Source organism: Neobacillus novalis NBRC 102450 (assembly GCF_001591805.1).
Lineage (GTDB): Bacteria > Bacillota > Bacilli > Bacillales > Cytobacillaceae > Neobacillus > Neobacillus novalis.
This window is the reverse complement of sequence record NZ_BCVP01000048.1, coordinates 1-23,599: the sequence shown is the minus strand read 5'-3', so window position 1 is coordinate 23,599 and position 23,599 is coordinate 1. Positions and strand designations below refer to the sequence as shown.

The window sequence follows — 23,599 nt, the reverse complement described above, 5'->3', positions numbered from 1 at the left end:
TGCCGAAGGGAGAGAAATATGTCATTTGAATCAGATTTACTTTATGATGCAGGACCAACCGGGTGCGGTGAGCTAATAATGAATTTGTTCCTAACCATGAAAAAGATGGAACGCGGCCAAATCATCGAAGTGATTTCCTATGATCCCGGAGCAAGAGAGGACCTGCCGGCATGGTGCAGAATGCAAAAACACACACTTCTTGAACGTAAGGACGATGGCAAAACAAGTCATTACTATATTGAAAAAGGCTAAACAAGGCCTTTTACATAAAAAACAAAAATAATGGAGGAATGAAATATGGCTGGCAAATTTTTAGTAAGTTTAACAAATGCAAAGAATGATCCTGATAAAGCAACGGTTGGGTTTGTTGTTGCTAATGCAGCAGTCGCATCAGGGCAAGAAACGGTTATTTTCTTAAATGTTGAAGGCGCTTACCTTGCATCAAAAGGGTATGCAGATGACATTCACGAAGTCGGCTTTGCGCCGTTAAAACAACTTATGGATCAATTTGTAGAAGCAGGCGGAACTCTTTGGGTCTGCAGCCCATGCTATAAAAAGCGCGAGTTAGATGAAGAAAATCTAGTAGAAGGTGCAACGATTGTTGGCGGAGCAAAATTAGTTGAGTTCCTAAGCCAGGGTGCAGCTTCGATTACTTACTAAATCAGGTGAATAACATGGAAACAGCTCATGCGGTCTGTGATGGCGGAGACTTAGATTGTGGTTCAGGTTTGCTATTGATTATAAAAAAAGCAATGGATCCCCTTTCGGATGGTCAGATCCTTGAAGTCCGCAGCAGGGAACGAACAGTGGCCGAGGACCTGCCGGCATGGTGCCGAATGGTCAATCATGAATTTCTCGGTTCAGAACCTGGTGAAAATACGACCCGATATTTTATCAGAAAAGGTTCCGCTCAAGCAGAATTAGAGCAGGATTTACAAGCAGCAAAAGGTTATCAATGGAGTGTGCGTGTTCGAGGGGAAAAAGATCTCTCTGCAAAAATCCATTCCAGAAACCATACTTTTATAGCGGGGCAGCCGGCTGACTTTAGTCCAAAGGTCAATGCACCAAGTGCGATTGATTATCTGCTCGCCTCACTTGCCTCTTGTTTGACAGTTGGTTTTAAAGCGCAGGCATCAAAGCGTAATCTTGAGATTGATAATCTTGAGCTTGCATTAAAGGGCGGCCTCAATAATGTGTTGTTTCATCTGGAATTAGAAGATGAAGGCAGTCCGAAACTTGAGCAGATTACGGGCACATTTTATGTATCATCACCTGAATCAGAAGCTGCGCTCGAAGAATTATGGGAAAATACGCTTAAGCGGTCACCAATCTACCAAACACTAAAACAAGCAGTATCGATTAACATTAAGCTCTCAATTGTGTTTTAAGGGGGTCTCAACAATCGTGAATTTACCAACGTTTCCAACGACTGTGATTGGAAGCTGGCCGAGGTCAGTTGAAGTGAAAAAGGCTATGCGTGACAAGCGGGCCGGAAGAATAAGCGAAGAAGAGTTTCAGTCAATTGCGGATGTGGCCGTGTTGCAGTGTTTGAAATGGCAGGAAGATGCAGGGATTGATATTGTCTCGGACGGTGAACAGCGGCGTGATAATTTTATCTCCTTTGTTGCCGAACATTTACACAATGTCCGGATGTTGATGGTATCAGAGCTCCTTGAATATGTCGAAGATAAAGCAAGCTTTGAAGAAATCCTCGGAACACTAGACGTTCCGGCATTCTCAATGTCAAACCCGGCTGCAGCAGGAAAAATCAGCCGTAAAAAACCGCTTGCATTAAATGACTATTTATTTTTAAAGAAACATACCGATAAAGCGATTAAGGTCATGCTCCCAGGTCCTTATTTATTAACAAGGGCCATGTGGGTAGAAGGGTTATCGAAAGATGCTTACCCGACGAAAGAGGATTTGGCTGTCGATATTATTAAAGTTTTACGCGAAGAATTGGAAGAGCTAATTGCGGCTGGAGTTGATTTTATTCAATTCGATGAGCCGGTATTAACAGAGCTTGTTTTTACACAAAAAAATGCCAACCGGACGTTCATGTGCGGCGCATTGACCGCTAAGGCGGATGCCGAAGAAGAAATTGAGTTTGCACTGGATTTAATGAATCAGGTTACAGACGGGATGTTAGGCAGGGGTTCAAGAATCGGTGTTCATGTTTGCCGCGGCAATTGGAGCACGCAAGAGCAGGTGCTGCTGCGCGGTCCCTATTATCCGTTAATCCCATATCTGGCGAATGTAAATGTCGACCAGCTAATACTTGAATATGCGACACCTCGAGCCGGGGAGCTTGATGCGATTCGAGATTTTGGCGGAAAAGAGCTCGGATTTGGCATTGTTAACCCGCGAACGGAAACAGTTGAAACAGTTGAAGAGATTGTTGAACGTGTTCAAGAGGTAAGAAAATATTTGCCTGACGAAAAAGTCTTCTTAAATCCGGATTGCGGATTCGGGACGTTTGCACAGCGGCCAATGAATAGTGAAAAGATTGCGTTTGAAAAATTAAAGGTTATGACGGAGGCAGCAAAGAAGCTGCGGGAAATGGTTTCGGTATAGGAGGAATTAAAATGGGACAAATGATGAACTTTAAAGTAGAAGGTAAAGGAACGGGAATGCGCCTCGACGCGGTTGCCGGCAAGCATACAATCGCGATCGATGAACCAGTATCGTTTGGCGGAAAGGACTCGGCGATTGATCCGCTATCAACGTTTCTATCCTCACTGATCGCCTGTGAAAATGTTATGGCCCAATTGATTGCTCAGGAAATGAAGTTCGATCTTCAAGGCATCTCCTTTGATGTCGAAGGCAGTATAGATTTAGCAGGATTAATGGGGGATTTGTCCGTAAAACCTTACTTCCAGCAAGTCACCGTCAAAGCAGTTGTCGAAACTTCCGAACCGCAAGAAAGAATTGATGAATTACAAATGGCAGTTGACCTCAGATGCCCTGTTTTTCGAACAATAAAGGATGCCGGAATTCCTGTTGAAAATCAATGGGTGAAAGCGGCGGTAATAGCTTAATATTGCGAAGGAGTGATGTTTCTGCATCACTCCTTTTCCATTTAATAGATTGATATTTGCAATTTGGACGATAAACAAGCAATATTAGTGGATAGGAAATGTGAAAGTAGGGGTATGTTTGTCAGATTTTTTATCATTAGGTATTTCAGAAGCAGTAGTAGATAAATTACGCGGCCACGGAATTGCTAAACCAACACCAATCCAAGAACAAGCGATTCCATTTGTGATGAAAGGGAACGATATTATTGCCCAGGCGCAAACGGGAACAGGGAAGACGTTTGCCTTTATCTTGCCAATTCTTGAAAAGATTGACCGGGAAGCAACACATGTTCAAGCGCTCATCGTGACGCCTACTCGAGAATTAGCCTTGCAAATCACGGAGGAATTTGAAAAGCTGATTGCGGATATGCCAGGGATTGATGTTTTGGCTGTCTATGGCGGGCAGGATGTGGCGAAACAGTTAAAAAAGCTAAAAAGGAACCCGCAAATTGTCGTTGGAACACCTGGCAGGCTGTTAGACCACATAAGAAGGGAAACAGTTCGATTATCAGAAATATCCTTCCTTGTTTTAGATGAAGCAGATCAAATGCTTCATATTGGCTTTCTTGGTGAAGTGGAAGATATTATTAGGGAAACACCGGCTGACCGACAGACAATGCTGTTCTCGGCAACGATGCCGCCGGAAATCCGCCAATTAGCCAAAAAGCATATGCGTGAGCCAGAATACATTCAGGTGGAAAAAACACAAGGTCCGGCAGACAATGTCAAACAGCTTGCCATTCATACAACGGACCGCGGGAAACAAGCAGCGCTCATTCACTTAGTTGAAACGCATCGTCCGTTTTTAGCAGTTATTTTTTGCAGGACAAAACGAAGGGTAAGCAAACTTTATGATGCGCTTAAAGCCCATGGTTTTCCCTGTGATGAATTGCATGGCGATTTGTCACAGGCTAAAAGAGAACAGGCGATGAAACGCTTTAGAGATGCCGAGACCCAATTATTGGTCGCAACTGATGTTGCTGCCAGGGGGCTTGATGTTGAAGGGGTTACCCATGTGTTTAACTATGATATTCCTGAGGATGCGGAAAGCTATATTCACCGAATCGGAAGAACGGGCAGAGCGGGAATGACCGGAATCGCGATTACATTATATACCTCAGCAAATGTGCCGGTCCTCACTATGATTGAAAAAGAACTGCATATTACCATTGAAAAACAAAACACAGGGAATTCAGAGGAGAGCGAAGACAATTCGCGCGGTGGACTACCTAATAGTAAGAGTGATAAACGAGGTACAGCAAGGGAAAATCAAAAAAGCGGATTGAGGAATCGAAAACATTCGAACCCAAATGAGAATAGAAGCGGGCAAAAACGGGGCACCAAGGCTGGTCCAGATAAAAGAAGAAACAAAACTACTATCGGAGCACCTCCCAAAAATAAACGGGAAGAGGTTCGTAAATCTAGCGATAAAACGAAACGAAGTTATCCAAAATGAAATAAAAAGCGGGACTGAAAATATCTTCAGCCCCGCTTTTCTTTATCGATTATTAGCCAAGCCAATTCCTGTATTGGACTTTACTAATACTTCTTCGTATTTCTTTACATCCGCTTTTTGACTGGAGAAGAGGGTTCCAAGGTAACCAGCAAGGAATCCGAGCGGGATGGAAAGAATTCCCGGAGTCGTATATGGGAAGATTGGATTCCCTACAAAAATCGCTTTTCCTGCTTCCGGACTAATCACACTTGGGCCGATGGCAACCAAGCCGATTGCAGAAATAAGCCCAACCACCATGGCCCATACGGCGCCTGTTGTATTAAAACGTCTCCAGTAGATTGTGTAGATAATAACCGGTAAGTTCGCACTTGCTGCAACAGCAAAGGCAAGCGATACAAGGAAGGCAACATTTAGTGATTGCGCACCCAATGCTAGAATAATAGAAATAACAGATACCCCAATTGCGGCCCAGCGCGCCATACTAACCTGCTGCTTTTCTGTTGCTTTTCCTTTGCGGAGGATTTCATTATAGAAATCATGAGCAAATGCAGAAGCCGCTGTAAGTACAAGTCCTGCCACAACTGCTAGAATTGTTGCAAATGCTACTGCTGAAATAAACGCAAACAGCATGTCGCCTCCAAGAGCCTTCGCTAACAATGGTGCCGCCATGTTTCCTGCCGGATTTGCCGCTACTATTGAACTATTACCGACAAATGCAGCTGCGCCAAAGCCAAGGAAAATGGTCATAACATAAAAGATTCCAATGACCCATGTAGCATACACAACAGATGAACGAGCTGTTTTCGCATCCTTTACTGTAAAAAAACGTACAAGAATGTGGGGAAGACCAGCTGTTCCAAGGACTAGTCCCATGTTTAACGAAATCGTATCAAGTCCAATTTTGTATTTAACACCAGGATTTAAGAAGGATTCCTTTAATGGTGTCGCCGTTTTCATTTGGGCAAACATATCGGTGATACTCCAGTTGAATTTGGAAAACACAATAATCGAGATGACTAAGGTTCCTCCCATTAGAAGGACTGCCTTAATGATCTGCACCCAGCTCGTTGCATGCATTCCGCCAAAGATAACATAAACAGTCATCAGCACGCCAACGATTAAGACGGATGTGGTATAGCTTAACCCTAATAATAATTTAATAAGTGCACCAGCCCCGACAAGTTGGGCAATCATATAAAAAATAGAAATCGTAACCGTGTTCATGGCCGCAAAACCACGGACCTTTTTCGCATCAAAACGTGAGGCAATCATATCGGCAAATGTATATTTTCCAAGGTTCCTTAGGGGTTCAGCCACTAAATAAAGGACAACAAGATAGGCGACCAAGAATCCAATACTATAAAAGAAGCCATCAAAACCCGTTAGGGCGACTGCACCGGCAATTCCGAGGAAGGAAGCAGCCGACATATAATCTCCGGCGATGGCTAGTCCATTTTGCCAGCCTGTCAGCCCCCCGCCGGCCGTGTAAAATTCACTTGCATTTTTCGTTTTTTTAGAAGCGTAGTATGTAATGATTAGCGTTACAAAAACGATTCCAAGAAACATGATAAAAGCAGGAGTGTTCATCAGCTAATTCCCCTTTCTTCAACAACCTGGTTTGCTAGTTCATCAAATTTAGCCGCTTTTTTGGAGTAAAGCATGCACAATCCCCAGGTCATGATAAATTGAAGGAAGGCAAAAACCCACGCCCAGGTTATACTTCCGATAAACTTATGATTTAACACGGTTGAATAGGAAGTTAAAATAGGCAATGCAAAATAAAAGCAAAAAAAGAAAATAGTGACTGGGATGATGAATTTTTTCTTTTCAGACAGTAAAGCTTGGAAAGATGGTGATTGAGCAATTGAACTGTAATCGTTTTCAGAAACAGTCTTCGTTTTTCGTGCCTCCAATGGAAGCTCCCCCTCTCGTATAAAACCCTTTGTTCAAATTCTGAGGTAAAAAGACAATGCTGATTGGTCATTTGCTGAGGAAAAAACTAGTTTGTGGCAAGATATGTTTATTTTTTTCACTCACCTCCTTGAATGCAGATTTTTTAGAATTTTATAAATACATTTTGTTAATAATTATAGTAGTAAGATAATTAAATTTGCAAGAGGAAATTGGTAAAAAAGGTAAATGCTTCAAAAGACCTATTCTAATGGCTATGATTCGGAGAAGTAGAGAGCGGTATGTTCTAGAGAACATTTTTTTAATATTGGAATGAAAAAACCGCTTTTGATAAACTGTTTATCAAAAACGGCCAAAACGTGGTTAGGCACCTAAATATGCTTTAATAATCTTATCATCCTCACGTAAGACATCGGCTGTATCGTGCAAGATGATATTTCCTATTTCTATTAAATATCCTCTGTTTGCCAACCTTAGTGCAGCCTTTGCATTTTGCTCGATTAACAAAATGGTTGTTCCTTGTTTGTTGATCTCCTTGATAATTCTCATAATCTCTTGAACAATGATAGGTGCCAGTCCCATCGAGGGCTCATCCAGCATCAGAAGCTTCGGGTCGCCCATGAGACCGCGGCTGATGGCAAGCATTTGCTGTTCACCGCCGCTAAGCGTACCGGCTGGCTGTTTCGCCCGTTCCTTTAATCGAGGGAACAGATCAAAAGAGCGTTCGATTCCTTCTTTCACCCATTTCTTGTTCTTTCTGAAGGTAAAGGCACCTAATTCCAGGTTCTCTGTGATGGTTAGTCCCCCGAAGATTCGTCGGCCTTCAGGCACATGAATAATCCCTGATTCCACAATTTTATGTGGGGGAACACCGACCAAACTTTGCCCATTCCATTCTATTTCGCCAGATTTTGGTTTAATAAGCCCGGAAATCGTTTTAAGTGTCGTACTTTTACCCGCTCCGTTGCTGCCAAGTAAGGCGACTATTTCTCCCTCGTTTATTTCCAAACTTAGATTATTTAACGCACGAATTTTTCCATAGTATGAATTTACATTCGTAAGTTTTAACAAGGACTTCATATCACATCCTCCTTTCCTAAGTACGCTTCAATAACCTTTTCGTTTTTCAGCACCTCATCAGGGGTTCCTTCAGCAATTTTACAACCATAATCAATGACAGTGATATGTTCAGAGATTTCCTTGATCAATCCCATATCATGTTCAATCATTAGCACTGTAATTTGGAATTCATCGCGAATACGCCGAATAAGCTGAATCAAGTATTGCTTCTCTTCAAAGTTTAAGCCAGCTGCCGGCTCATCCAGAAGTAATATTTTCGGTTTTGTGGCTAAGGCGCGAGCAATTTCTAAATAACGTTGTGCACCATAAGGCAAATTTTTTGCTGATCTTTTCATATATTTGCGTACTCCAACAAAATCAATGCACTCCTGTGCCACTTCATCTATTAATCTTTCTTCTTCTTTTTGGCTTTTTGTATGGAATAAAGCTCCCCAGACTGCTTCTTTTGTTCGGCAATGCATCCCTGACTTTACATTATCTAAAGCGGAAAGGTTAGGAAATAAACGAAGGTTCTGAAATGTACGGGCCATCCCTAATTTTGTTATTTGACTAGGTTTATTATTTATTAAACTAGTACCGTCTAATTCAATCTCACCGCTAGTTGGTCGATAGAATCCGGTAATCATATTAAATACCGATGTTTTTCCAGCGCCATTTGGACCGATTATACTGGATATAGTATTTTTTTCAACAGTAAAGGACAAATCATTGACCGCTAGTAGTCCGCCGAATTGAAGTTTTAGATTCTTCACAGTTAATATAGACATGCGATACCCCCTATGGAGTTAATAGATAAAATTAAACAGATATCGAGTGGTTTTTATCATTCGTTTCCTCTTCAGGGTCGGAACGATCCTCTGTTTCATATTTTTTCGGTAATATCCCTTGAGGACGGAATATCATCATAATGACTAAGGCCACACCGAATATTAAATAACGCCAATCTTCTGCCCCGCGCAGAACTTCAGGGAGGACAATGACTAATGCAGCACCAATCACAACACCGGGAATACTGCCAAGTCCGCCTAATACAACAGCAAGGAGAATCATCACCGATTGTAGAAAGCTAAAGCTTAATGGTGCGATGGCACTCATTTTTACCGCAAAAATGGATCCGGCTAAACTGCCAATGACAGCGCCTGTTGCATAGGATAATAATTTAAGGCGAATGCGGTTGATTCCCATCGCTTCAGCGGCGTCTTCATCTTCGCGAATATATACCCATGCACGACCAATTCTAGAATGACCTAATCGATAGACAACCAAAACAGATAGAATGGCGACAATCAGAATTAAATAATAAAAATCTTGTTGCGAAGACAGCACGTAACTTCCAATGGTTGGTCTAGGGATCCCATAAATCCCTGATGCTGATCCTGTAATATCTAAATTTATCGCTAATATTCGCACGATTTCACCGAAGCCAAGGGTGACAATGGCCAAATAATCACTTCTTAGTCTCAGTGTTGGTGTGCCAACAATGATCCCAGCGACGGCAGCAAAGATTGCAGCGACAGGAAGCGTTAACCAGAAGGACCAATGGAAGGTGGTCATTAATATCGCTGTCGTATAGGCACCAACGGCGAAGAATGCAGCATAGCCCAAGTCAAGCAGACCTGTATAGCCTACTACTATATTTAATCCTTGTGTGAGCACGACATAAAATAGAACGAGTGTTAAAACATCAAGCCAATAAATATCTAGAAGGAGTGGAAGAATGAACATGACGATGACTAGAAGCAAAAGAGAATGTTTCTTATATTTTTTCATACTTACATCCGCTCCATTTCTTTTGCACCAAGTATTCCTGTAGGTTTAAATACTAAAAATAAAATAAGAATGCCGAACGCCAATACATCCTTCCACGAACCACCTAGGTAATACGTACCATAGGACTCGACAAGCCCAAGTACTAAGCCGCCTATCATGGCACCGGTAATATTTCCAATCCCACCTAAAACAGCAGCTGTGAACGCCTTCAATCCAATGATGAAGCCCATCATAAAATTAATGGTTCCGTAATAAACTCCCGACATGATTCCTGCTCCTGCAGCCAAAAAGGCACCGATAAAGAAGGTAAGAGAGATAATGCGATAAACATTTATTCCCATTAAGCTGCAAGCTGCCTGATCTAAGGCGATAGCACGCATTGCCTTCCCATATATGGTCTTTTCAATAAAAAGTCGAAGCCCAATCATCAAAAGGGCAGATAGGACAATCAACCCGATTTGAGCAAACGAGATTTGCGCACCGATAATTTCTAATCCATTTTTAGGTAATTTAATCGGGTATACCTTATAAGAAGCTCCCCATCCAATCATGGAAGCATACTCTAATGATAATGAGACTCCGATTGCGGTAATAAGGATTGAAAGTCTTGGGGCCGTGAGCAGGGGACGATAAGCAATTCTTTCTACACCCATTCCGGCGAGGCCAACAATAATCATGGTGACGATAAAAACAGCTCCAATACCTAGTAAACCGGCATTTAGCCCGCCGTCTCCAGTAAAAAAGGAAAGTAGTGCATAGCCTATAAAAGCACCGAGCATATAAAAATCACCATGGGCAAAGTTTAGCAGTTTGATAATCCCGTATACCATCGTATATCCTAAAGCAATTAAACTGTAAAAGGCACCGATAACAAGTCCATCGAAGAAAATCTGTAAAAAAACATCCATAATTTTATCACTCTCTTCTGCTGTATTTGCTTGTAAAAGAATGAATATCATTGGAGCTGTTTAAATCAATTTGTAAAACAGCTCCAACGAGGGATCTACTCTATTTTTCTAAGGTGAATTCTCCACCAACCACTTTCATTACGTGGAAGTTTGATTGACTTAACGTGTTTTGGTCACTAAATTCAATGACTTGTCCAATTCCTTCAAATGCTTTTGTCTCTTTTAATGCCTTTTTAATCTTATCCTTGTCTGTGGAATCCGCTCTTTTTAGCGCATCAACTAAAAGGTTCATGCCGTTGTAGGAAAGGGCAGAAAATGGACCAGGGGACAAGTCTTTGTATTTACTTTTATAATTTTTAACAAATTCTTCAGCACCCGGGATAAAATTAGCTGTTGGTGTTGCGGTTACTAACAGATCATTCGCTGCTTCAGAACCGGCAATATCGATAATATCCGGTGAGTAACTTCCATCACCGACCATAAACGAACCTGAAACACCCTTTTGTTTAAATTGCTTTAACATTAGGCCGCCGGCTGCATAATATCCTGTAAAATAGGTTCCGTCAGGTTTGAGTGACTTTAACTTTGTCATCAGTGAACCAAAATCTTTTTCTTCGGGATTGATGGCTTCGAAGGCAATGATCTTTCCGCCATTTTCTTCAACTGATTTTTTGGCGAAATCCGCCAAATCCTTCGCGTAGGCAGAGTTATCATGGATAATCGCAATGTTTTTAGCCCCTTTGTCGTTAAAATAATCAGCTCCAGATTGAGCCTGGTCAGGGACTAGTCCGTTAATTAAAAATAACGTGTCATAATTTTGTTTTGGTAATTCTGATGAATTGGCTGCCGCTACAATCATCGGGATGTTTGCATTATGGAAAACACCTGATGCCGGCAATGTCGACCCCGAGCAATAACCACCAACAATGGCAACTACTTTCTTAGAAACTAGCTTGTTTGCTGCGGTAGTGGCCATTTGCGGGTCACAGCCATCATCAGCCACTTCTAGTTTAATTTTCTTCTTCAAAACTCCGCCGTCGCTATTAATCTTTTCAACTGCCATTTTCATTGCATTCAACATGTCTTTCCCGTCTGTAGCATTATTTCCTGTTACAGGCAGAAGGACCCCTACTAAAATCTCATCTCCGCTTGCATTATCCCCAGAGCCAGTTTTACTAGAACAAGCGCTTAAAAAAAGTGACAGTACAAGCACAAAACCTAATGCGATTATTGAATGTTTTCTCATTTTAATCCCCCTTGATTACTTTTTTTAAATGGCACTTTTTTACCCGGTTCCTACAAAAGCATAACGATTTACTAGTAAATCACCTCCTTAATGAAAGGGCTTTCTAAAAGAGAGAGGTTTCACTGTTCAATACTAGTTGCATAGAGATCTTCCCAAAGCTGGTTCATCCTGCTTCTGCCGCTGTCGATTTCGGGATTGAATTGGATAGCAGCATGCCGCCTTACGGTACGGACGTTTTTTAAAGCTTGCTGTAGCTGCTCGTCGATGGTACCTGCTCCTTTTCCGGCGTGTTTGGCAATGGATAGGCCAGCGGTTGTTCCTTGGGCCATGGCAATTTTTCCACTCTCGATACCGGTAATATTGCCAGCTACAAAAAGCCCTTTAAGAGGGGTTTCCATCGTTTCTGAATGATGGGGAACATGTCCGCCAAGTTCCGGGATGTATTGAAACGGGCATCCGGCGATGGCGGTAAGTTCTGCGAGCGGATACAAGCCCCCTGCGATACAAACGAAGTCTGCTTCGTAAATCGTTTCAGAACCGGCAATAATCGTACCATTCGCGTCAATATCGGCTAATCGGACCCCTTCTACGTGATCCTTACCGATGATTTCAACGGCTGCCTTGCGAAGTTGGAGCGGTGTACCATTTATCTTCACGCCATTTTTAGGATAAAAATTCAACCCGACTTTTCTTATCCAGTCTCTTCTCATGAAACGGCTTCCGAACCGTAAAAACGGTGATGGGGCGAGGTGGGCTGCATTTAAGAGTGATTTCATGACTTCTTCTGGCTCGCCTGCTGTTTGACTGATCTGGTTTCTTTCAGGTAGAACGATGCGATCGACTGTTATTCCGGCCAATTGTAATTCATTTAATATCGCAAAGGCTAAAATATTCGCCCCGATAATGACCCCTTTTTTACCAACCTGGACACGGTGAACATTTGTCATTACTTGTGCAGCCCCAATCGACATCACCCCGGGAAGTGTCCAGCCGGGGAGTGGGATTGGATATTCAGCCGCACCAGTGGCCACTAACACAAAAGGAGCAGTCAGTGTTCCTTGATTCGTGTACACATTCCAGAGCTGGTTTTCTTTTTCTAAATTGTAAACAGAAACCCCGCATCGGATGTCGACTGATAATTTCCTCGCTTCCTGATGAAGGCGTTCTGATTCTTTGATTCCATTCCACCATTCACCAGAAGGCTCTCTATGAAGCTGCCCGAGCAATCTGCCGCCTGGCTTGATAAATTCATCTACGACGGACACATTAAGCCCCGATTTGGCACAGGCAATGGCACCTGCTAATCCTGCCGGTCCGCCCCCGATCACAATTACATCACTCATTGCTGCTCCACCAACCTTTTTACAATGTTTGGATGCTGCTTTCCGCTTTCAACAACCATGTTTTTTTTGACAACCGTTAGGCAGGCTCTTACGTTTGCTTGATCATTAACCGTTACACGGCATTCCATGCAGTGGCCGATATTGCAATAAATCCCCCGTGGTGTCCCGGATCCTTCGTGAGCCCGCAGTTTTCTAATCCCATTTGCTAAAAGTGCGGCAGCAATCGTTTCATTTTCATATGCCTCATATGTATTGCCATCAAACTGAAAGGTAATAATCTCCCGGTCATCTAGTTTCCCTAAGATTGGATGGTCTATTATTCTAGTCATAGATTTTCACCTACCGTTCCAAATGTCACCGGTCGGATCGGGGGCTGATATTTTAACGGAATTTCACCTGGAGCTATGGCAGGGGTGACACTTTCCAGAATCCTGTCCAATGAGGGTCTGCAAGTACGACCGCCGCAAAAGCCCATACCCGCCCTCGTTCTTAATTTTAATTCTCTTGCTGTGCAGTTATGTTTTTCTGCTGTTGCTTGAAGTTGTCCATAAGTAACTTCTTCACAACGGCAAATAACAATATCCCCCATGTTTGCCATTCCCTTTTCCCCCTCTAATTTTTCTGATATTAAATTACTATGCAATAATCGTACCAACTTTGAGGGGAGAAGGATTAATCTATCCCGAGACGTTTCAATCGATTGTATAAGGTAGCCCTTGTAATGCCAAGATGTTTAGCACATTCCATTTTGTTCCCGTCGACAATCTTCAATGCTCTTTCGATTACTTTTTTCTCGTGCTGGTCCATTTCTTCCTGCAGCGTTAAAATGGTATTTTCCCTTTCTTCTGGAGTATTGGATGAAATCATCCCGCTGTTTTCAAGGCTTAGGCTGCCTGCGGAAAACGGTAAATAGTCTTTTTTAATTACTCCATCAGTCGCAAAGACAACGAGCCGTTCAGTCATATTGCGAAGTTCACGAATATTACCAGGCCAATGATAACGGAGCAATTCCTGCATGACATCTGGTGAAAATTCATAAATCGGGCGTTGATAACGTCGTGAAAAATCATTTAAAAAGAAATGGGTTAATTCGATAATATCTTCGTGCCGCTCTCTTAAAGGTGGAATGTGGAGACTGACGACGTTTAAGCGATAATATAAATCTTCCCGGAAGCGGCCTTCTTGCATTAATTCATGCAAATCACGGTTCGTAGCAGCAATCACCCGAAAATCGGCAATGATTTCTTTTTCACCGCCGACGCGGTAATATTTCCGCTCCTGCAACACCCGCAGCAGCTTTACCTGCATTTCAAGCGGCATTTCGCCTACTTCATCAAGAAACAACGTCCCTCCTTTTGCCAGTTCTATTTTTCCCTTTTTCCCTTTTATATCGGCACCAGAGAAGGCGCCGCGCTCATATCCCAATAACTCACTTTCAAATAATGAAGCGGGTATGGCACCGCAATTTATCGAAATAAAGGGAGCTTTCGGCTCTTCGCTCGCTTCATGAATGGCCTTGGCAAACACTTCTTTACCAACGCCGCTTTCACCTAAAATCAGGACGGTTGATTTAACCGAACACACTTTTCTAGCCAGGTGAACCGTTCTTTGAATGGAGGCACTTTTCCCTTTGATGGAATGAAACGGATCAGTTGAGTCCTTATATTTGGCTACTTCTTGTTCTAAACGGTGCATTTCGGCGGACATGTTAAATAATTTTTCGTTGAGTACGACTTGATTGGTGACATCCGTTTCTGAAACGACTGCACCGATAATCCGGTTGTTATAGTAAATCGGGTTAGAGTTAATTAAAACAAACAAATCTGACCGGGGCCGATGGTACTGGCCTGTAATTCGTTTTCCATTATCCAGTGTTTGCAGGATTTCAAGTTTATTGGGATCGAAAAATTCGGAAATGTGTTGACCGATGATGTCTTGTTTTTTGACCGAGAAAAGTTTTTCCGCACCTTCAGTCCATGTGCGTACTCGTGCAAGATCATCAATGACCGTAATGGAGGCATCCGTTGTTTGAATGACGGCTTCATAAAATGCCTCTAATTGTTTGAAGGCATTATAAAGGAAATCGACCATTTGCGGAGCAGTTATACAGCCGGCAGGAAGGCCGATGTTATCAAGAATAACAACCGCATCATGGTGATTAAAGGAATCAATCAGAGTATCGAAGGAATCGTCCTCCTTGATAACTTTGCAGGGAATGGCTGCTGCCATTTTGGAAGGCCGATAAAAAAATTCTCCATTTGTCTGTTCAATAATCTGGTCTTCAAGCGATGGTTTCCAACGTTTCATTATTACTTTTACCGGCGGTAATGAAAATGCCATAATACCCTCCATATGTGTAAAAATTTCTGAACACTGTAAAAATAATTATACACAAAATTATGAAAAATTTAAAATATTTATACAATTCAATAAACCGCATAATGATTTTGGTTTGGCACACAAATTGCATCCTTAAAAAGTAGACAATCAATCGAATGGGGGAAGGTAAGTGAGGCATTGTGACGTTTTAGTCATTGGCGGGGGGATTATCGGCTGTTCGATTGCCTATTATGCTTCTAAGTATGGCAGAGAAGTAACCATCATTGAAAAAGGGGAATTTGTCAGCGGTACCTCTTCCCGGTGTGACGGAAATATTTTGGCGATTGATAAAGACCCTGGCTTTGACAGTCAGATGTCTTTGTTCAGCCAGCGTTTAGTAGATGAATGGAGCAAAGACTTGGGAAACTCTTTTGAGTATCGGGCCCCGGGAAGCATTCTTGTTTGCGAGTCAGATGAAGAGATGGAAGCGGCCAAGCGCTGGGTCGACCGCCAGAAAGCTGCCGGCCTTCCTTTCAGAATGCTCGACCGCCAGGATATCCGCCAGGAATCTCCTTACTTTGCAGATGACTTGTTAGGGGGATTGGAATGCGCGACGGATTCAACAGTCAATCCCTATCTGCTTGCTTTTACGCTCCTAGAGGAAGCGAAAAAACAAGGAGCAAAGGCATGGAAGCAAACCGAAGTAAAGCAAGTGAAAAAAGAAGAAAATGGCACATTTACTGTCGATACGTCAAACGGAGTTTTTACCGCCGATCATGTCGTCAATGCGGCCGGGGTATGGGCACCAAGAATCGGAGAGATGCTTGACCTTTCGATACCGATCGAACCAAGAAAAGGACATATTATCGTAGCTTCAAGGCAGCAGCATGTCGGATCCCGCAAAGTGATGGAGTTTGGCTACTTGATTTCCAAATTCGGCGGGGTGCGCCGTGTCGACCCAATAACGGAAAAATACGGAGTAGCCCTTGTTTTCGAACCAACGGAAAGTCAGAACTTTTTGATTGGAAGCAGCCGGGAATTTGTCGGCTTCAACACAAAGGTAAACAATGAGGTTATCAAATGCATTGCTAATCGTGCCATCCGCTTTTATCCGAAAATGGCGGATATGATGGTGATTCGTTCGTATGCGGGCTTAAGGCCATGGACAGAAGACCATTTGCCAATCATTTCCAGCGTCGAGGGCATCCCAAATTATTACATTGCTGCAGGTCATGAAGGGGATGGAATTAGCTTAGCCGCCGTCACAGGGAAAATTATCGAAGAACTGATTAATGAGAAAGAAACTTCGATACCGATTGAACCTCTTCGTTTTGAACGTTTTAAAGAAAGGGTGATAACAGGGTGAAGACACATAAAGTATTTACAACGATTGATACACATACAGGCGGGAATCCGACAAGGACGGTCATTAGCGGTCTCCCGGAATTAGTGGGAGAAACGATGTCTGAAAAAATGCTTTATATGAAAGAGGAGTATGACTGGATTCGCAAACTATTAATGAACGAACCGCGCGGCCATGATGTCATGTCTGGAGCTCTGCTCACGGATCCATGTCATCCGGAAGCGGACATCGGTGTGATTTACATAGAAACAGGAGGCTATTTGCCAATGTGCGGTCATGACACAATTGGTGTATGCACGGCTTTAGTAGAGTCAGGACTAATTCCGATTCAAGAGCCAGTCACTTCAGTAAAATTGGATACACCTGCTGGGCTTGTGGAAGTAGAAATTGCTGTAGAAGGAGGCAAAGCGAAAGAGGTGTCCTTTTGCAATGTTCCTGCTTTTCTTTTAAAAAGTGTTTCCGTTGACGTCGAAGGGATTGGACCGGTGGATGCAGATATTGCCTACGGCGGGAATTTTTACGCGATCATTGATGCTAAATCGGTCGGTCTAGACTTAATACCGGAGAATGCTTCGCAGATTATCGAAAAAGCTATCACCATCCGAAACATGATTAATGAAAAAACAGAGATTGTTCACCCGAAATATCCATTCATTCGCGGGCTCACCCATGTTGAATTTTATACCAATCCAACACATAAAGATGCCGACGTAAAAAATACAGTTATTGTCCCTCCAGGGGGAATTGATCGTTCACCGTGTGGAACCGGTACGTCTGCCAAACTAGCTGTGCTTTACGCTAATCAAAAGATTGGCCTTGGCGAAGAATTTGTTCATGAAAGTATTGTCGGCTCGTTATTTCGAGGATCCATCCTTGAAACCACCAGCGTGGAAGGTGTAGAGGCAGTGGTGACAAAAATTGCTGGATCCGCTTGGCTAATGGGCATGCACCGGTTCTTTTACCATAAGGAAGATCCGCTTAAAGAAGGGTTTCTGCTCATTCCACCGATGGAACATGAAACGGAGGACGTGAAATGAAGATTCAAAAAGTGTACACAACAACGGATGTCCATGTAGCCGGCGAGGCGTTCCGCATTATTCATAACGTTCCACTCATTCATTATCAGAGCCTGGAGCAGCTGTATGAAAAGTTTCCACAAATGTATGAAGTGGAGAAAAACCTATTATTAAATGAGCCTCGTGGGTTCGCTGGATTAAATGGCTGCCTCGTCCTTCCGCCGATTAGCCCGGAAGCGGATGCAGCAGTGCTCTTTTTTAACCATGAGGGAACGGTCCCTGTTCATTACGGCGGCATCGTTGCCGTAATTACAGCTTTATTAGAATGCGGCCATTTGCAAACTAATGAAACAAGTGAATACAAAATCGAAACTCTCACCGGTGTGATCTCCGTAACCGCTATCGTGGAACAGGAAGAAGTCGTTTCAGTGAGGCTGGAAAGCGATCCGTGTCATGTGATCCAACAAGATGTCCAGCTCGCACATTCACGTTTAAACACAAAGTTCTCCCTCGTGCAAGCGGATCAAGTCTATGCAGTGTTTGAGAAGCGCAATCTTCCTGTAGAGATTCGGGTGGAGGATCTATCTGAATTAAAAAGCTGGGCATGTACGGTGTTTCAGGCACTTGATTCAGAGGCCCAGGTACAAGCGGCCATTTTACTAGACGATTCTGCATTAGATGTGGGGCGAATTAAATCAATTACGTTCCGAGAGGATCAATTTATCGTTCGTTCACCTGGCTTTGGACCAACGTTCGCTTGTTATACAAGTTTACTAGCTAAGGGAGCATTGCGTTCAGAACAAGGACTTGTGAATGAAAGTATTTTCGAAAGCCGCTTGGCAGCAAAAGTCGCTGAACAAACAGAGAATGTTTATCAGTTTACGGTGACAAGCCGTGGTTTCATTACAGGTTTACAAACATTTGTATTAGATCCGACAGATCCTCTAGCAGCTGGGTTTTTATTGAAGTAATTTTTAAAAATGGATTCTATTAAATCAGAAAAATACTAATCTGATATAAAAACTTTGAGGAGGAAATGTACGTGACAACAATTAGAGGAGCATATCCCGTTTTGATTACACCCATGAATGAGGCACAGGAGATTGACTGGGCCGGAGTAAAAAATAATGTGAAATACTTCGTGAATCAAGGCGTCGCAGGGATTGTGATCAACGGCAGTACAGGAGAATTCGTGAGTTTATCAAAAGAAGAAAGGTTCCAGATTGTTGAATTGGTTATGAAGGAAGTGAACGGCCGTATTCCAGTAATTGTTGGAACAGCTGCGGAAACAACGAAAGAAACCATTGAGTATACGAAACAAGCTGAAGCACACGGTGCTGATTGTGCCCTGATTATTAACTCTTACTATTGCAAACCGAAGGAAGAAGAAATTTTCTTCCACTTTAAAGAAGTTTCTAATGCCGTGAATGTGCCGATTATGCTTTACAACAATCCGTTTACATCCGGTGTCAATATGAGCACAGAGCTGATGCTTAAAATTGGAAAAGAGTGTGAAAGAGTCACACATATTAAAGAATCAAGCGGCGATATCCGCAAAGCACGAGATTTAGCAAGAGATGGGAAAGGCGATTTTGAAGTTTTCTGCGGCTCAGAAGATTTGGTCATGGAGTCCTATTTGGTCGGGGCAACAGGCTGGATTTCCGTCGCGGGGAACATTGTACCAAAGCTTGTGACACACATGTTCAACCATTTTCAAAATGGTGAGCTAGAAGAGGCCTGGGCAATCAATAATAGCATTTTACCGCTATGTACATTCCTTGAAGGGTCAGGGAAATATGTGCAAATTGTTAAACGTGCGATGGAGTTGAATGGCCAAGCAGGAGGACCATCCCGTTATCCGCGTTTAGGGTTGACACCTGAGGAAGATCAAAAACTTAAAGACATTTTAGCGAGCTTAACGGCCGTTTCAAGAGCATAAAAACGCGGTAAGGATGTGCCGGGATAGTTCCCCGGTAAATGTAAAAAGTGTTAAAGGTATTTGCAGATGTCACGGATTAAATGGTTATTGCCGAAGAAGAAATTTTTGAACAAAATCCAGAGGGGGGAAGAATATGAATTTCAGTAAAATGTACACGACAGTTGATATGCATGTATACGGTGAACCATTACGGATTATTACTGGTGGTCTGCCAGAAATAAAAGGCAGCACTCAATTGGAAAGACGGGCATACTGCATGGAGCATTTGGATCATTTACGAGAGGTTCTTATGTATGAACCACGCGGACACCATGGCATGTACGGTTGTATCATTACACCGCCAGCAAGTTCACATGCCGATTTCGGCGTGTTGTTTATGCATAATGAAGGATGGAGCACCATGTGCGGCCACGGAATTGTTGCTGTTGTTACATATGGGATTGAAACAGGGATGTTTGATATGTCAGCTGGCAAAGAAAAGATTGTCATTGACAGCCCCGCCGGAGAGGTCATTGCCTATGCAACATACAATGGAAACCAAGTGGAATCTGTTTCATTTGAAAATGTTCCTTCCTTTGTTTATAAAAAGGATGTCCCAGTTAAAATTGAAGGACATGAATTTCAAGTCGATATCGCTTTTGGCGGAGCCTTTTATGCAGTAGTAAATAGTAAAGAATTCGGTTTGAACGTAAATTTCAAAGATTTACCTGAGTTACAAACATGGGGTGGAAAAATCAAACACTATATTGAAAGCAATATGGAAGTGAAGCACCCGCTTGAGCAGGATTTAAAAGGAATATATGGTGTTATATTTTCTGATGAGCCAAAGGGAGAAAGCGCTGACTTACGGAATGTGACCATCTTTGCAGATGAGCAAGTCGACCGATCCCCTTGCGGAACAGGGACTTCAGCCAGGCTAGCTACATTAGTAGAGCAAGGAGTTATAAAAGAAGGCGGGAGTTTTGTCCATGAGTGTATTACTGATGGACAATTTATTGGAGAAGTGCTGTCGAGGATAAAGGTAGACGAATTTGAAGCGATTGTTTCAAAGGTGACGGGCCAGGCATATATCACCGGCTTCCACCAATTTGTTATTGATCCAAGAGATCCATTGAAACAAGGGTTTTTATTGGCTTAAGTTTTTTCAATAGTGAATGCCCAATTCCAGAAAAGCAGAGAGGGATGGGAAAGCATGCTAGTGATTAATGCAGAGGAACAGAAGAGCTTAATAGATATGAATGAAGTGATTGAACAGGCAGCTAGTGCTCTAAAAGAGTTTTCGGAGTCAAGGACGGTGACCCCAATCCGGGCGGTATTGCCATTCTATGATTCTCAAAATACAGCATTAGTGATGCCCTCGGTAGCTGAAAGGCTTGGCACATGGGGAATAAAAGTTGTAACAGTGGCACCAAATAATCCAAAAATAGGAAAGAAAACAATAAACGGACTTGTCATACTATCGGATTTTGAAACAGGAGAGCCGCTTGCACTTTTGGAAGGGTCCTATCTAACGATGGTTCGAACTGGTGCCTTAAGTGGGGTGGCGACAAAATATTTAGCAAGGGAGGATGCAAAAACATTATCTGTTATTGGCACTGGGGGACAAAGTGAAGGGTTGGTTGAAGCCGTACTCGCTGTTCGGGATATTGAAAGAATTATCGTTTCTAACCGAACTAGACAAAAAGCAGCCGAGTTTGCTGAATACATTACGAAGAAGTTCAATAAGAATGTTCAAGTATATTCAGACCCAAATGAGGCAGTTCGTGAAGCGGATATTATCGTCACGGCAACAAACTCTTCTGCGCCCGTTTTTACTGAAATCTTAAAAACGGGTGTTCACGTGAATGCAATCGGTTCATTCAAACCTACGATGCAAGAACTTCCGTCCCATGCCATTTCCAGAGCTGATAAAGTAGTGGTGGAATCAAAAGAAGCGGCCTTAGAGGAGACTGGAGACTTGCAAATCCCGATTAACGAGGGAGTTTTTAAGGAAAGTGATATTTATGCAGAGTTAGGGGAAATCGTCAGCGGAAAACGGTGCGGAAGAGAAAGCAACCAAGAAATAACGATATTTAAGTCAGTCGGATTGGCTGTTGTTGATATTGTAACAGCAAAATATGTTTACGAAAAAGCGATTCAAAACGGACTAGGGACTCGAATTCGCTTGTAAGTAAGCGCAAATGTTCGCATCGATAGAGGAGTGTTTTTATGAATGATAAGTATCAAGTATAGAAACACAAAAAAAAGACACGTCATTGTTGATATGACGTGTCTTTTTTTGTGTTATGTATGGAGACTAGCGGGATCGAACCGCTGACCTTTTGGCTGCCAGCCAAACGCTCTCCCAGCTGAGCTAAGCCCCCCTTGTTTGGTACAAGAAAAATTATATCCGTTTTTATCTATTCTTGCAAGAGGGAATTTTTAAAAAGAAGAAAGAAATTTTTGGGACTTAACGCATGCTTTCTACTTCCACTTTCTGCACCCCTTCTAATTCTGAAATAAAGAAATAAACATCAGTCGTCTTTTCCCGATAATCTACAGCTACTAATATTTGCACAAGATGATCGCCATTGTCTAAATCCTTAATACGAATCCTCCGAATAATATACTTTTTCTCGATAATAAAAGAGATGGCTTTATCGATTTGAATCTTTTCCTTAATAAAGAGTTGGAGCATGATTTCTTTTTCCCTTAATTGTTTAGGACCAATAAACTTCACTAAATAAGGAATTAGTTCAACACTTATAATAAGCAGGGCCACACCAGCAAACGCTTCTATAAAAAATCCAGCCCCAACAGCAATCCCGATTCCTGCCGCCCCCCAGATCATCGCAGCCGTCGTAAGCCCGGATATGCTGTCATTGCCTCTTCTTAGAATGACTCCCGCACCTATAAAGCCCATCCCTGATACAATCTGAGCTGCTAACCTAAGCGGGTCCATTGTAATTTTAACATGGTCAGAATCGGGGAACATATAAGCTGATTCGATTGAAACAATTGTCAGTAAGCAGCTTACAGTGGAAATAACGAGGCTCGTCTTTAAGCCGACTGGTTTTCTTTTAAGTTCGCGTTCTAGACCGATTATTAGTCCGAAAATAGCAGAAATTCCCAACTTAATTAAAATTTCAATATCAATACTATTCATATGAATTCACGTCCATTGTCAAATTCTACCGATATAATGTTTTTTTATAGAAAAAATTATTTTTACCCGTAAAATAATGAAATCAAACTAAAAGATTATTTTTGTATAAAGGAGTTCATCATGGAAGAATCAAAAATTAATCCTTATGCAGTGCTGGCGGTTGGTGTGATTTCAGTTTCTGCATCGGCCATTTTTGTAAAGTTGAATTCAGCTCCATCAGGAGTTATTGCTTTTTACCGTTTATTTTTTTCTGTCCTATTCATGCTTCCTATTTTCTGAACGAAATATGTTTCTGAGTTTCGTCATATCACGAGAAAAGACTGGTTTTTTTTTGCAATTGCAAAATGTTCGAAAAAGGCTATCACTTATTACATATACATTTATTGTCTTTTTTATGAGTTCAATAACCCTTTTAATTTATTCCTTGGCAGCAGGTCAACCATTATTTCCATATCCAACACAAGATTGGGTCTATTTTATCTTGCTTGCCCTTATCCCAAATTTACTTGGGCATACCTTGTTCAATTGGTCGTTAAAATGGCTCCGATTGGCTCGACCATTTCGATGGCGATATTATTCGAGCCAATCGGAGCCGCATTTCTCGCCTACTTCATATTAGACGAAAATGTGGTTTGGACCCAAGTTCTAGGTGGATTAATTGTAATTGAAGGAATCCTGCTATTTGTCATTGATGAAAGGAAAAAAGTGAAATTAAATAAAGTAGTGGAGGAATAATAATTTTAGGATTGAATGCAAATGATATTCATCTGAACATGATAGATGATTGCAATAAACGTTTTGAAAAAATTTTTAAAAATTATATTGCAATCATTATTTTTTCGTGTTATATTAAATCTTGTCCTCTTCGAGAGAGTCAAACAATGTAATAAGAAATTTTAAAAAGTTGTTGACATTACGAATTTGGATATGATAAATTAATGAGGTCGCTTTAAAGCGGCTGATTAAAAAAGAGAGTACAAGCTTTCGGAAAACCAATAGGGTTTTTCGATTGGTAAATACATTGTT

24 protein-coding genes, 1 tRNA gene and 1 pseudogene are annotated in these 23,599 nt (G+C 42.1%); 13 read left to right on the top strand and 13 right to left on the bottom strand.

Annotated features, from left to right (window positions below; translation table 11 throughout):
• Positions 1-18: 18 nt before the first annotated feature.
• The 6 genes from BANVL01_RS24020 to BANVL01_RS23995 all read left to right on the top strand — a co-directional run bounded on the left by BANVL01_RS24020 (position 19) and on the right by BANVL01_RS23995 (position 4,533).
• Positions 19-252 (top strand): sulfurtransferase TusA family protein, encoded by a 234-nt coding sequence (locus BANVL01_RS24020; protein WP_066091185.1) that lies wholly within the window; start codon positions 19-21, stop codon positions 250-252.
• Between the two features lie 45 nt (positions 253-297).
• Positions 298-660, top strand: coding sequence for a DsrE family protein (locus tag BANVL01_RS24015; RefSeq protein ID WP_066091182.1), 363 nt, complete (start codon positions 298-300; stop codon positions 658-660).
• A 14-nt stretch (positions 661-674) separates the two neighbouring features.
• A complete protein-coding gene (locus tag BANVL01_RS24010) occupies positions 675-1,388 on the top strand; it encodes a sulfurtransferase TusA family protein (protein WP_066091180.1) in 714 nt (237 codons plus the stop codon).
• A gap of 16 nt (positions 1,389-1,404) precedes the next feature.
• A complete protein-coding gene (locus BANVL01_RS24005; RefSeq protein WP_066091177.1) occupies positions 1,405-2,574 on the top strand; it encodes a cobalamin-independent methionine synthase II family protein in 1,170 nt (389 codons plus the stop codon).
• Positions 2,575-2,585: 11 nt separating this feature from the next.
• Positions 2,586-3,038, top strand: coding sequence for an OsmC family protein (locus tag BANVL01_RS24000; protein WP_066091175.1), 453 nt, complete (start codon positions 2,586-2,588; stop codon positions 3,036-3,038).
• A gap of 118 nt (positions 3,039-3,156) precedes the next feature.
• Positions 3,157-4,533 (top strand): DEAD/DEAH box helicase, encoded by a 1,377-nt coding sequence (locus tag BANVL01_RS23995; RefSeq protein ID WP_082805126.1) that lies wholly within the window; start codon positions 3,157-3,159, stop codon positions 4,531-4,533.
• A gap of 42 nt (positions 4,534-4,575) precedes the next feature.
• Here BANVL01_RS23995 and BANVL01_RS23990 read toward each other — a convergent pair whose 3' ends face one another.
• The 11 genes from BANVL01_RS23990 to BANVL01_RS23940 form a co-directional block, all read right to left on the bottom strand.
• Positions 4,576-6,120 carry a solute symporter family protein gene (locus BANVL01_RS23990; RefSeq protein WP_066091172.1) on the bottom strand — a complete coding sequence of 515 codons (1,545 nt, stop codon included), beginning with the start codon at positions 6,118-6,120 and terminating at the stop codon, positions 4,576-4,578.
• Entirely contained in the window at positions 6,120-6,446 is a 327-nt protein-coding gene (locus BANVL01_RS23985; RefSeq protein WP_082805125.1) for a DUF485 domain-containing protein, read from the bottom strand. The genes BANVL01_RS23990 and BANVL01_RS23985 overlap by 1 nt, the downstream gene beginning before the upstream one ends.
• Positions 6,447-6,807: 361 nt before the next feature.
• The gene (locus tag BANVL01_RS23980) at positions 6,808-7,524 is read right to left on the bottom strand and encodes an ABC transporter ATP-binding protein (protein WP_066091168.1); all 717 of its coding nucleotides are present in this window, start codon (positions 7,522-7,524) and stop codon (positions 6,808-6,810) included.
• Entirely contained in the window at positions 7,521-8,291 is a 771-nt protein-coding gene (locus BANVL01_RS23975) for an ABC transporter ATP-binding protein (protein WP_066091166.1), read from the bottom strand. The genes BANVL01_RS23980 and BANVL01_RS23975 overlap by 4 nt, the downstream gene beginning before the upstream one ends.
• A 31-nt stretch (positions 8,292-8,322) precedes the next feature.
• Positions 8,323-9,294 (bottom strand): branched-chain amino acid ABC transporter permease, encoded by a 972-nt coding sequence (locus BANVL01_RS23970; protein ID WP_066091164.1) that lies wholly within the window; start codon positions 9,292-9,294, stop codon positions 8,323-8,325.
• Positions 9,295-9,296: 2 nt separating this feature from the next.
• The gene (locus BANVL01_RS23965) at positions 9,297-10,202 is read right to left on the bottom strand and encodes a branched-chain amino acid ABC transporter permease (RefSeq protein ID WP_066096874.1); all 906 of its coding nucleotides are present in this window, start codon (positions 10,200-10,202) and stop codon (positions 9,297-9,299) included.
• 100 nt (positions 10,203-10,302) lie between these two features.
• Positions 10,303-11,448, bottom strand: coding sequence for a branched-chain amino acid ABC transporter substrate-binding protein (locus BANVL01_RS23960; protein ID WP_066091162.1), 1,146 nt, complete (start codon positions 11,446-11,448; stop codon positions 10,303-10,305).
• Positions 11,449-11,567: 119 nt separating this feature from the next.
• A complete protein-coding gene (locus BANVL01_RS23955; protein WP_066091160.1) occupies positions 11,568-12,791 on the bottom strand; it encodes an NAD(P)/FAD-dependent oxidoreductase in 1,224 nt (407 codons plus the stop codon).
• Positions 12,788-13,120, bottom strand: coding sequence for a (2Fe-2S)-binding protein (locus BANVL01_RS23950; RefSeq protein WP_066091158.1), 333 nt, complete (start codon positions 13,118-13,120; stop codon positions 12,788-12,790). Before BANVL01_RS23950 ends, BANVL01_RS23955 begins: the two co-directional genes overlap by 4 nt.
• Positions 13,117-13,389 carry a (2Fe-2S)-binding protein gene (locus BANVL01_RS23945; RefSeq protein ID WP_066091156.1) on the bottom strand — a complete coding sequence of 91 codons (273 nt, stop codon included), beginning with the start codon at positions 13,387-13,389 and terminating at the stop codon, positions 13,117-13,119. Before BANVL01_RS23945 ends, BANVL01_RS23950 begins: the two co-directional genes overlap by 4 nt.
• Before the next feature lie 74 nt (positions 13,390-13,463).
• Positions 13,464-15,131 carry a sigma-54 interaction domain-containing protein gene (locus BANVL01_RS23940; protein WP_066091154.1) on the bottom strand — a complete coding sequence of 556 codons (1,668 nt, stop codon included), beginning with the start codon at positions 15,129-15,131 and terminating at the stop codon, positions 13,464-13,466.
• A 169-nt stretch (positions 15,132-15,300) separates the two neighbouring features.
• Between BANVL01_RS23940 and BANVL01_RS23935 the strand changes: the two genes are divergently transcribed.
• From BANVL01_RS23935 to BANVL01_RS23910, 6 genes are all read left to right on the top strand, one after another.
• Positions 15,301-16,476 (top strand): NAD(P)/FAD-dependent oxidoreductase, encoded by a 1,176-nt coding sequence (locus BANVL01_RS23935; RefSeq protein WP_066091153.1) that lies wholly within the window; start codon positions 15,301-15,303, stop codon positions 16,474-16,476.
• Positions 16,473-17,510: a proline racemase family protein gene (locus BANVL01_RS23930; protein WP_066091151.1), complete on the top strand. Its 1,038-nt coding sequence runs from the start codon at positions 16,473-16,475 to the stop codon at positions 17,508-17,510. Before BANVL01_RS23935 ends, BANVL01_RS23930 begins: the two co-directional genes overlap by 4 nt.
• Positions 17,507-18,460: a proline racemase family protein gene (locus BANVL01_RS23925; RefSeq protein ID WP_066091150.1), complete on the top strand. Its 954-nt coding sequence runs from the start codon at positions 17,507-17,509 to the stop codon at positions 18,458-18,460. The genes BANVL01_RS23930 and BANVL01_RS23925 overlap by 4 nt, the downstream gene beginning before the upstream one ends.
• A gap of 71 nt (positions 18,461-18,531) precedes the next feature.
• A complete protein-coding gene (gene dapA / locus BANVL01_RS23920; RefSeq protein WP_066091148.1) occupies positions 18,532-19,428 on the top strand; it encodes a 4-hydroxy-tetrahydrodipicolinate synthase in 897 nt (298 codons plus the stop codon).
• 133 nt (positions 19,429-19,561) lie between these two features.
• Positions 19,562-20,566, top strand: coding sequence for a proline racemase family protein (locus BANVL01_RS23915; protein WP_066091146.1), 1,005 nt, complete (start codon positions 19,562-19,564; stop codon positions 20,564-20,566).
• A gap of 54 nt (positions 20,567-20,620) precedes the next feature.
• A complete protein-coding gene (locus tag BANVL01_RS23910; RefSeq protein WP_066091143.1) occupies positions 20,621-21,598 on the top strand; it encodes an ornithine cyclodeaminase family protein in 978 nt (325 codons plus the stop codon).
• A 120-nt stretch (positions 21,599-21,718) separates the two neighbouring features.
• Here the strand turns inward: BANVL01_RS23910 and BANVL01_RS23905 are convergent.
• Positions 21,719-21,791, bottom strand: a tRNA-Ala gene (locus BANVL01_RS23905).
• An 86-nt stretch (positions 21,792-21,877) separates the two neighbouring features.
• The gene (locus tag BANVL01_RS23900) at positions 21,878-22,573 is read right to left on the bottom strand and encodes an MgtC/SapB family protein (RefSeq protein WP_066091140.1); all 696 of its coding nucleotides are present in this window, start codon (positions 22,571-22,573) and stop codon (positions 21,878-21,880) included.
• Positions 22,574-22,693: 120 nt separating this feature from the next.
• On the opposite strand from BANVL01_RS23900, the pseudogene BANVL01_RS27010 reads away from it, so the two are divergent.
• Positions 22,694-23,308: pseudogene (locus BANVL01_RS27010) on the top strand (DMT family transporter).
• Positions 23,309-23,599: the final 291 nt, after the last annotated feature.

Excerpts from the sequence above, each read along its gene's own strand:
- BANVL01_RS24000 (WP_066091175.1), top strand. The coding sequence starts at position 2,586 with ATGGGACAAATGATGAACTTTAAAGTAGAAGGTAAAGGAACGGGAATG.
- BANVL01_RS23970 (WP_066091164.1), bottom strand. The coding sequence starts at position 9,294 with ATGAAAAAATATAAGAAACATTCTCTTTTGCTTCTAGTCATCGTCATG.
- BANVL01_RS24020 (WP_066091185.1), top strand. The coding sequence starts at position 19 with ATGTCATTTGAATCAGATTTACTTTATGATGCAGGACCAACCGGGTGC.
- BANVL01_RS23950 (WP_066091158.1), bottom strand. The coding sequence starts at position 13,120 with ATGACTAGAATAATAGACCATCCAATCTTAGGGAAACTAGATGACCGG.
- BANVL01_RS23965 (WP_066096874.1), bottom strand. The coding sequence starts at position 10,202 with ATGGATGTTTTTTTACAGATTTTCTTCGATGGACTTGTTATCGGTGCC.
- BANVL01_RS23955 (WP_066091160.1), bottom strand. The coding sequence starts at position 12,791 with ATGAGTGATGTAATTGTGATCGGGGGCGGACCGGCAGGATTAGCAGGT.
- BANVL01_RS23925 (WP_066091150.1), top strand. The coding sequence starts at position 17,507 with ATGAAGATTCAAAAAGTGTACACAACAACGGATGTCCATGTAGCCGGC.
- BANVL01_RS23945 (WP_066091156.1), bottom strand. The coding sequence starts at position 13,389 with ATGGCAAACATGGGGGATATTGTTATTTGCCGTTGTGAAGAAGTTACT.
- BANVL01_RS23900 (WP_066091140.1), bottom strand. The coding sequence starts at position 22,573 with ATGAATAGTATTGATATTGAAATTTTAATTAAGTTGGGAATTTCTGCT.
- BANVL01_RS23910 (WP_066091143.1), top strand. The coding sequence starts at position 20,621 with ATGCTAGTGATTAATGCAGAGGAACAGAAGAGCTTAATAGATATGAAT.
- BANVL01_RS23915 (WP_066091146.1), top strand. The coding sequence starts at position 19,562 with ATGAATTTCAGTAAAATGTACACGACAGTTGATATGCATGTATACGGT.
- BANVL01_RS23975 (WP_066091166.1), bottom strand. The coding sequence starts at position 8,291 with ATGTCTATATTAACTGTGAAGAATCTAAAACTTCAATTCGGCGGACTA.
- BANVL01_RS24015 (WP_066091182.1), top strand. The coding sequence starts at position 298 with ATGGCTGGCAAATTTTTAGTAAGTTTAACAAATGCAAAGAATGATCCT.
- BANVL01_RS24010 (WP_066091180.1), top strand. The coding sequence starts at position 675 with ATGGAAACAGCTCATGCGGTCTGTGATGGCGGAGACTTAGATTGTGGT.
- BANVL01_RS23960 (WP_066091162.1), bottom strand. The coding sequence starts at position 11,448 with ATGAGAAAACATTCAATAATCGCATTAGGTTTTGTGCTTGTACTGTCA.
- BANVL01_RS23990 (WP_066091172.1), bottom strand. The coding sequence starts at position 6,120 with ATGAACACTCCTGCTTTTATCATGTTTCTTGGAATCGTTTTTGTAACG.
- BANVL01_RS23980 (WP_066091168.1), bottom strand. The coding sequence starts at position 7,524 with ATGAAGTCCTTGTTAAAACTTACGAATGTAAATTCATACTATGGAAAA.
- BANVL01_RS23940 (WP_066091154.1), bottom strand. The coding sequence starts at position 15,131 with ATGGCATTTTCATTACCGCCGGTAAAAGTAATAATGAAACGTTGGAAA.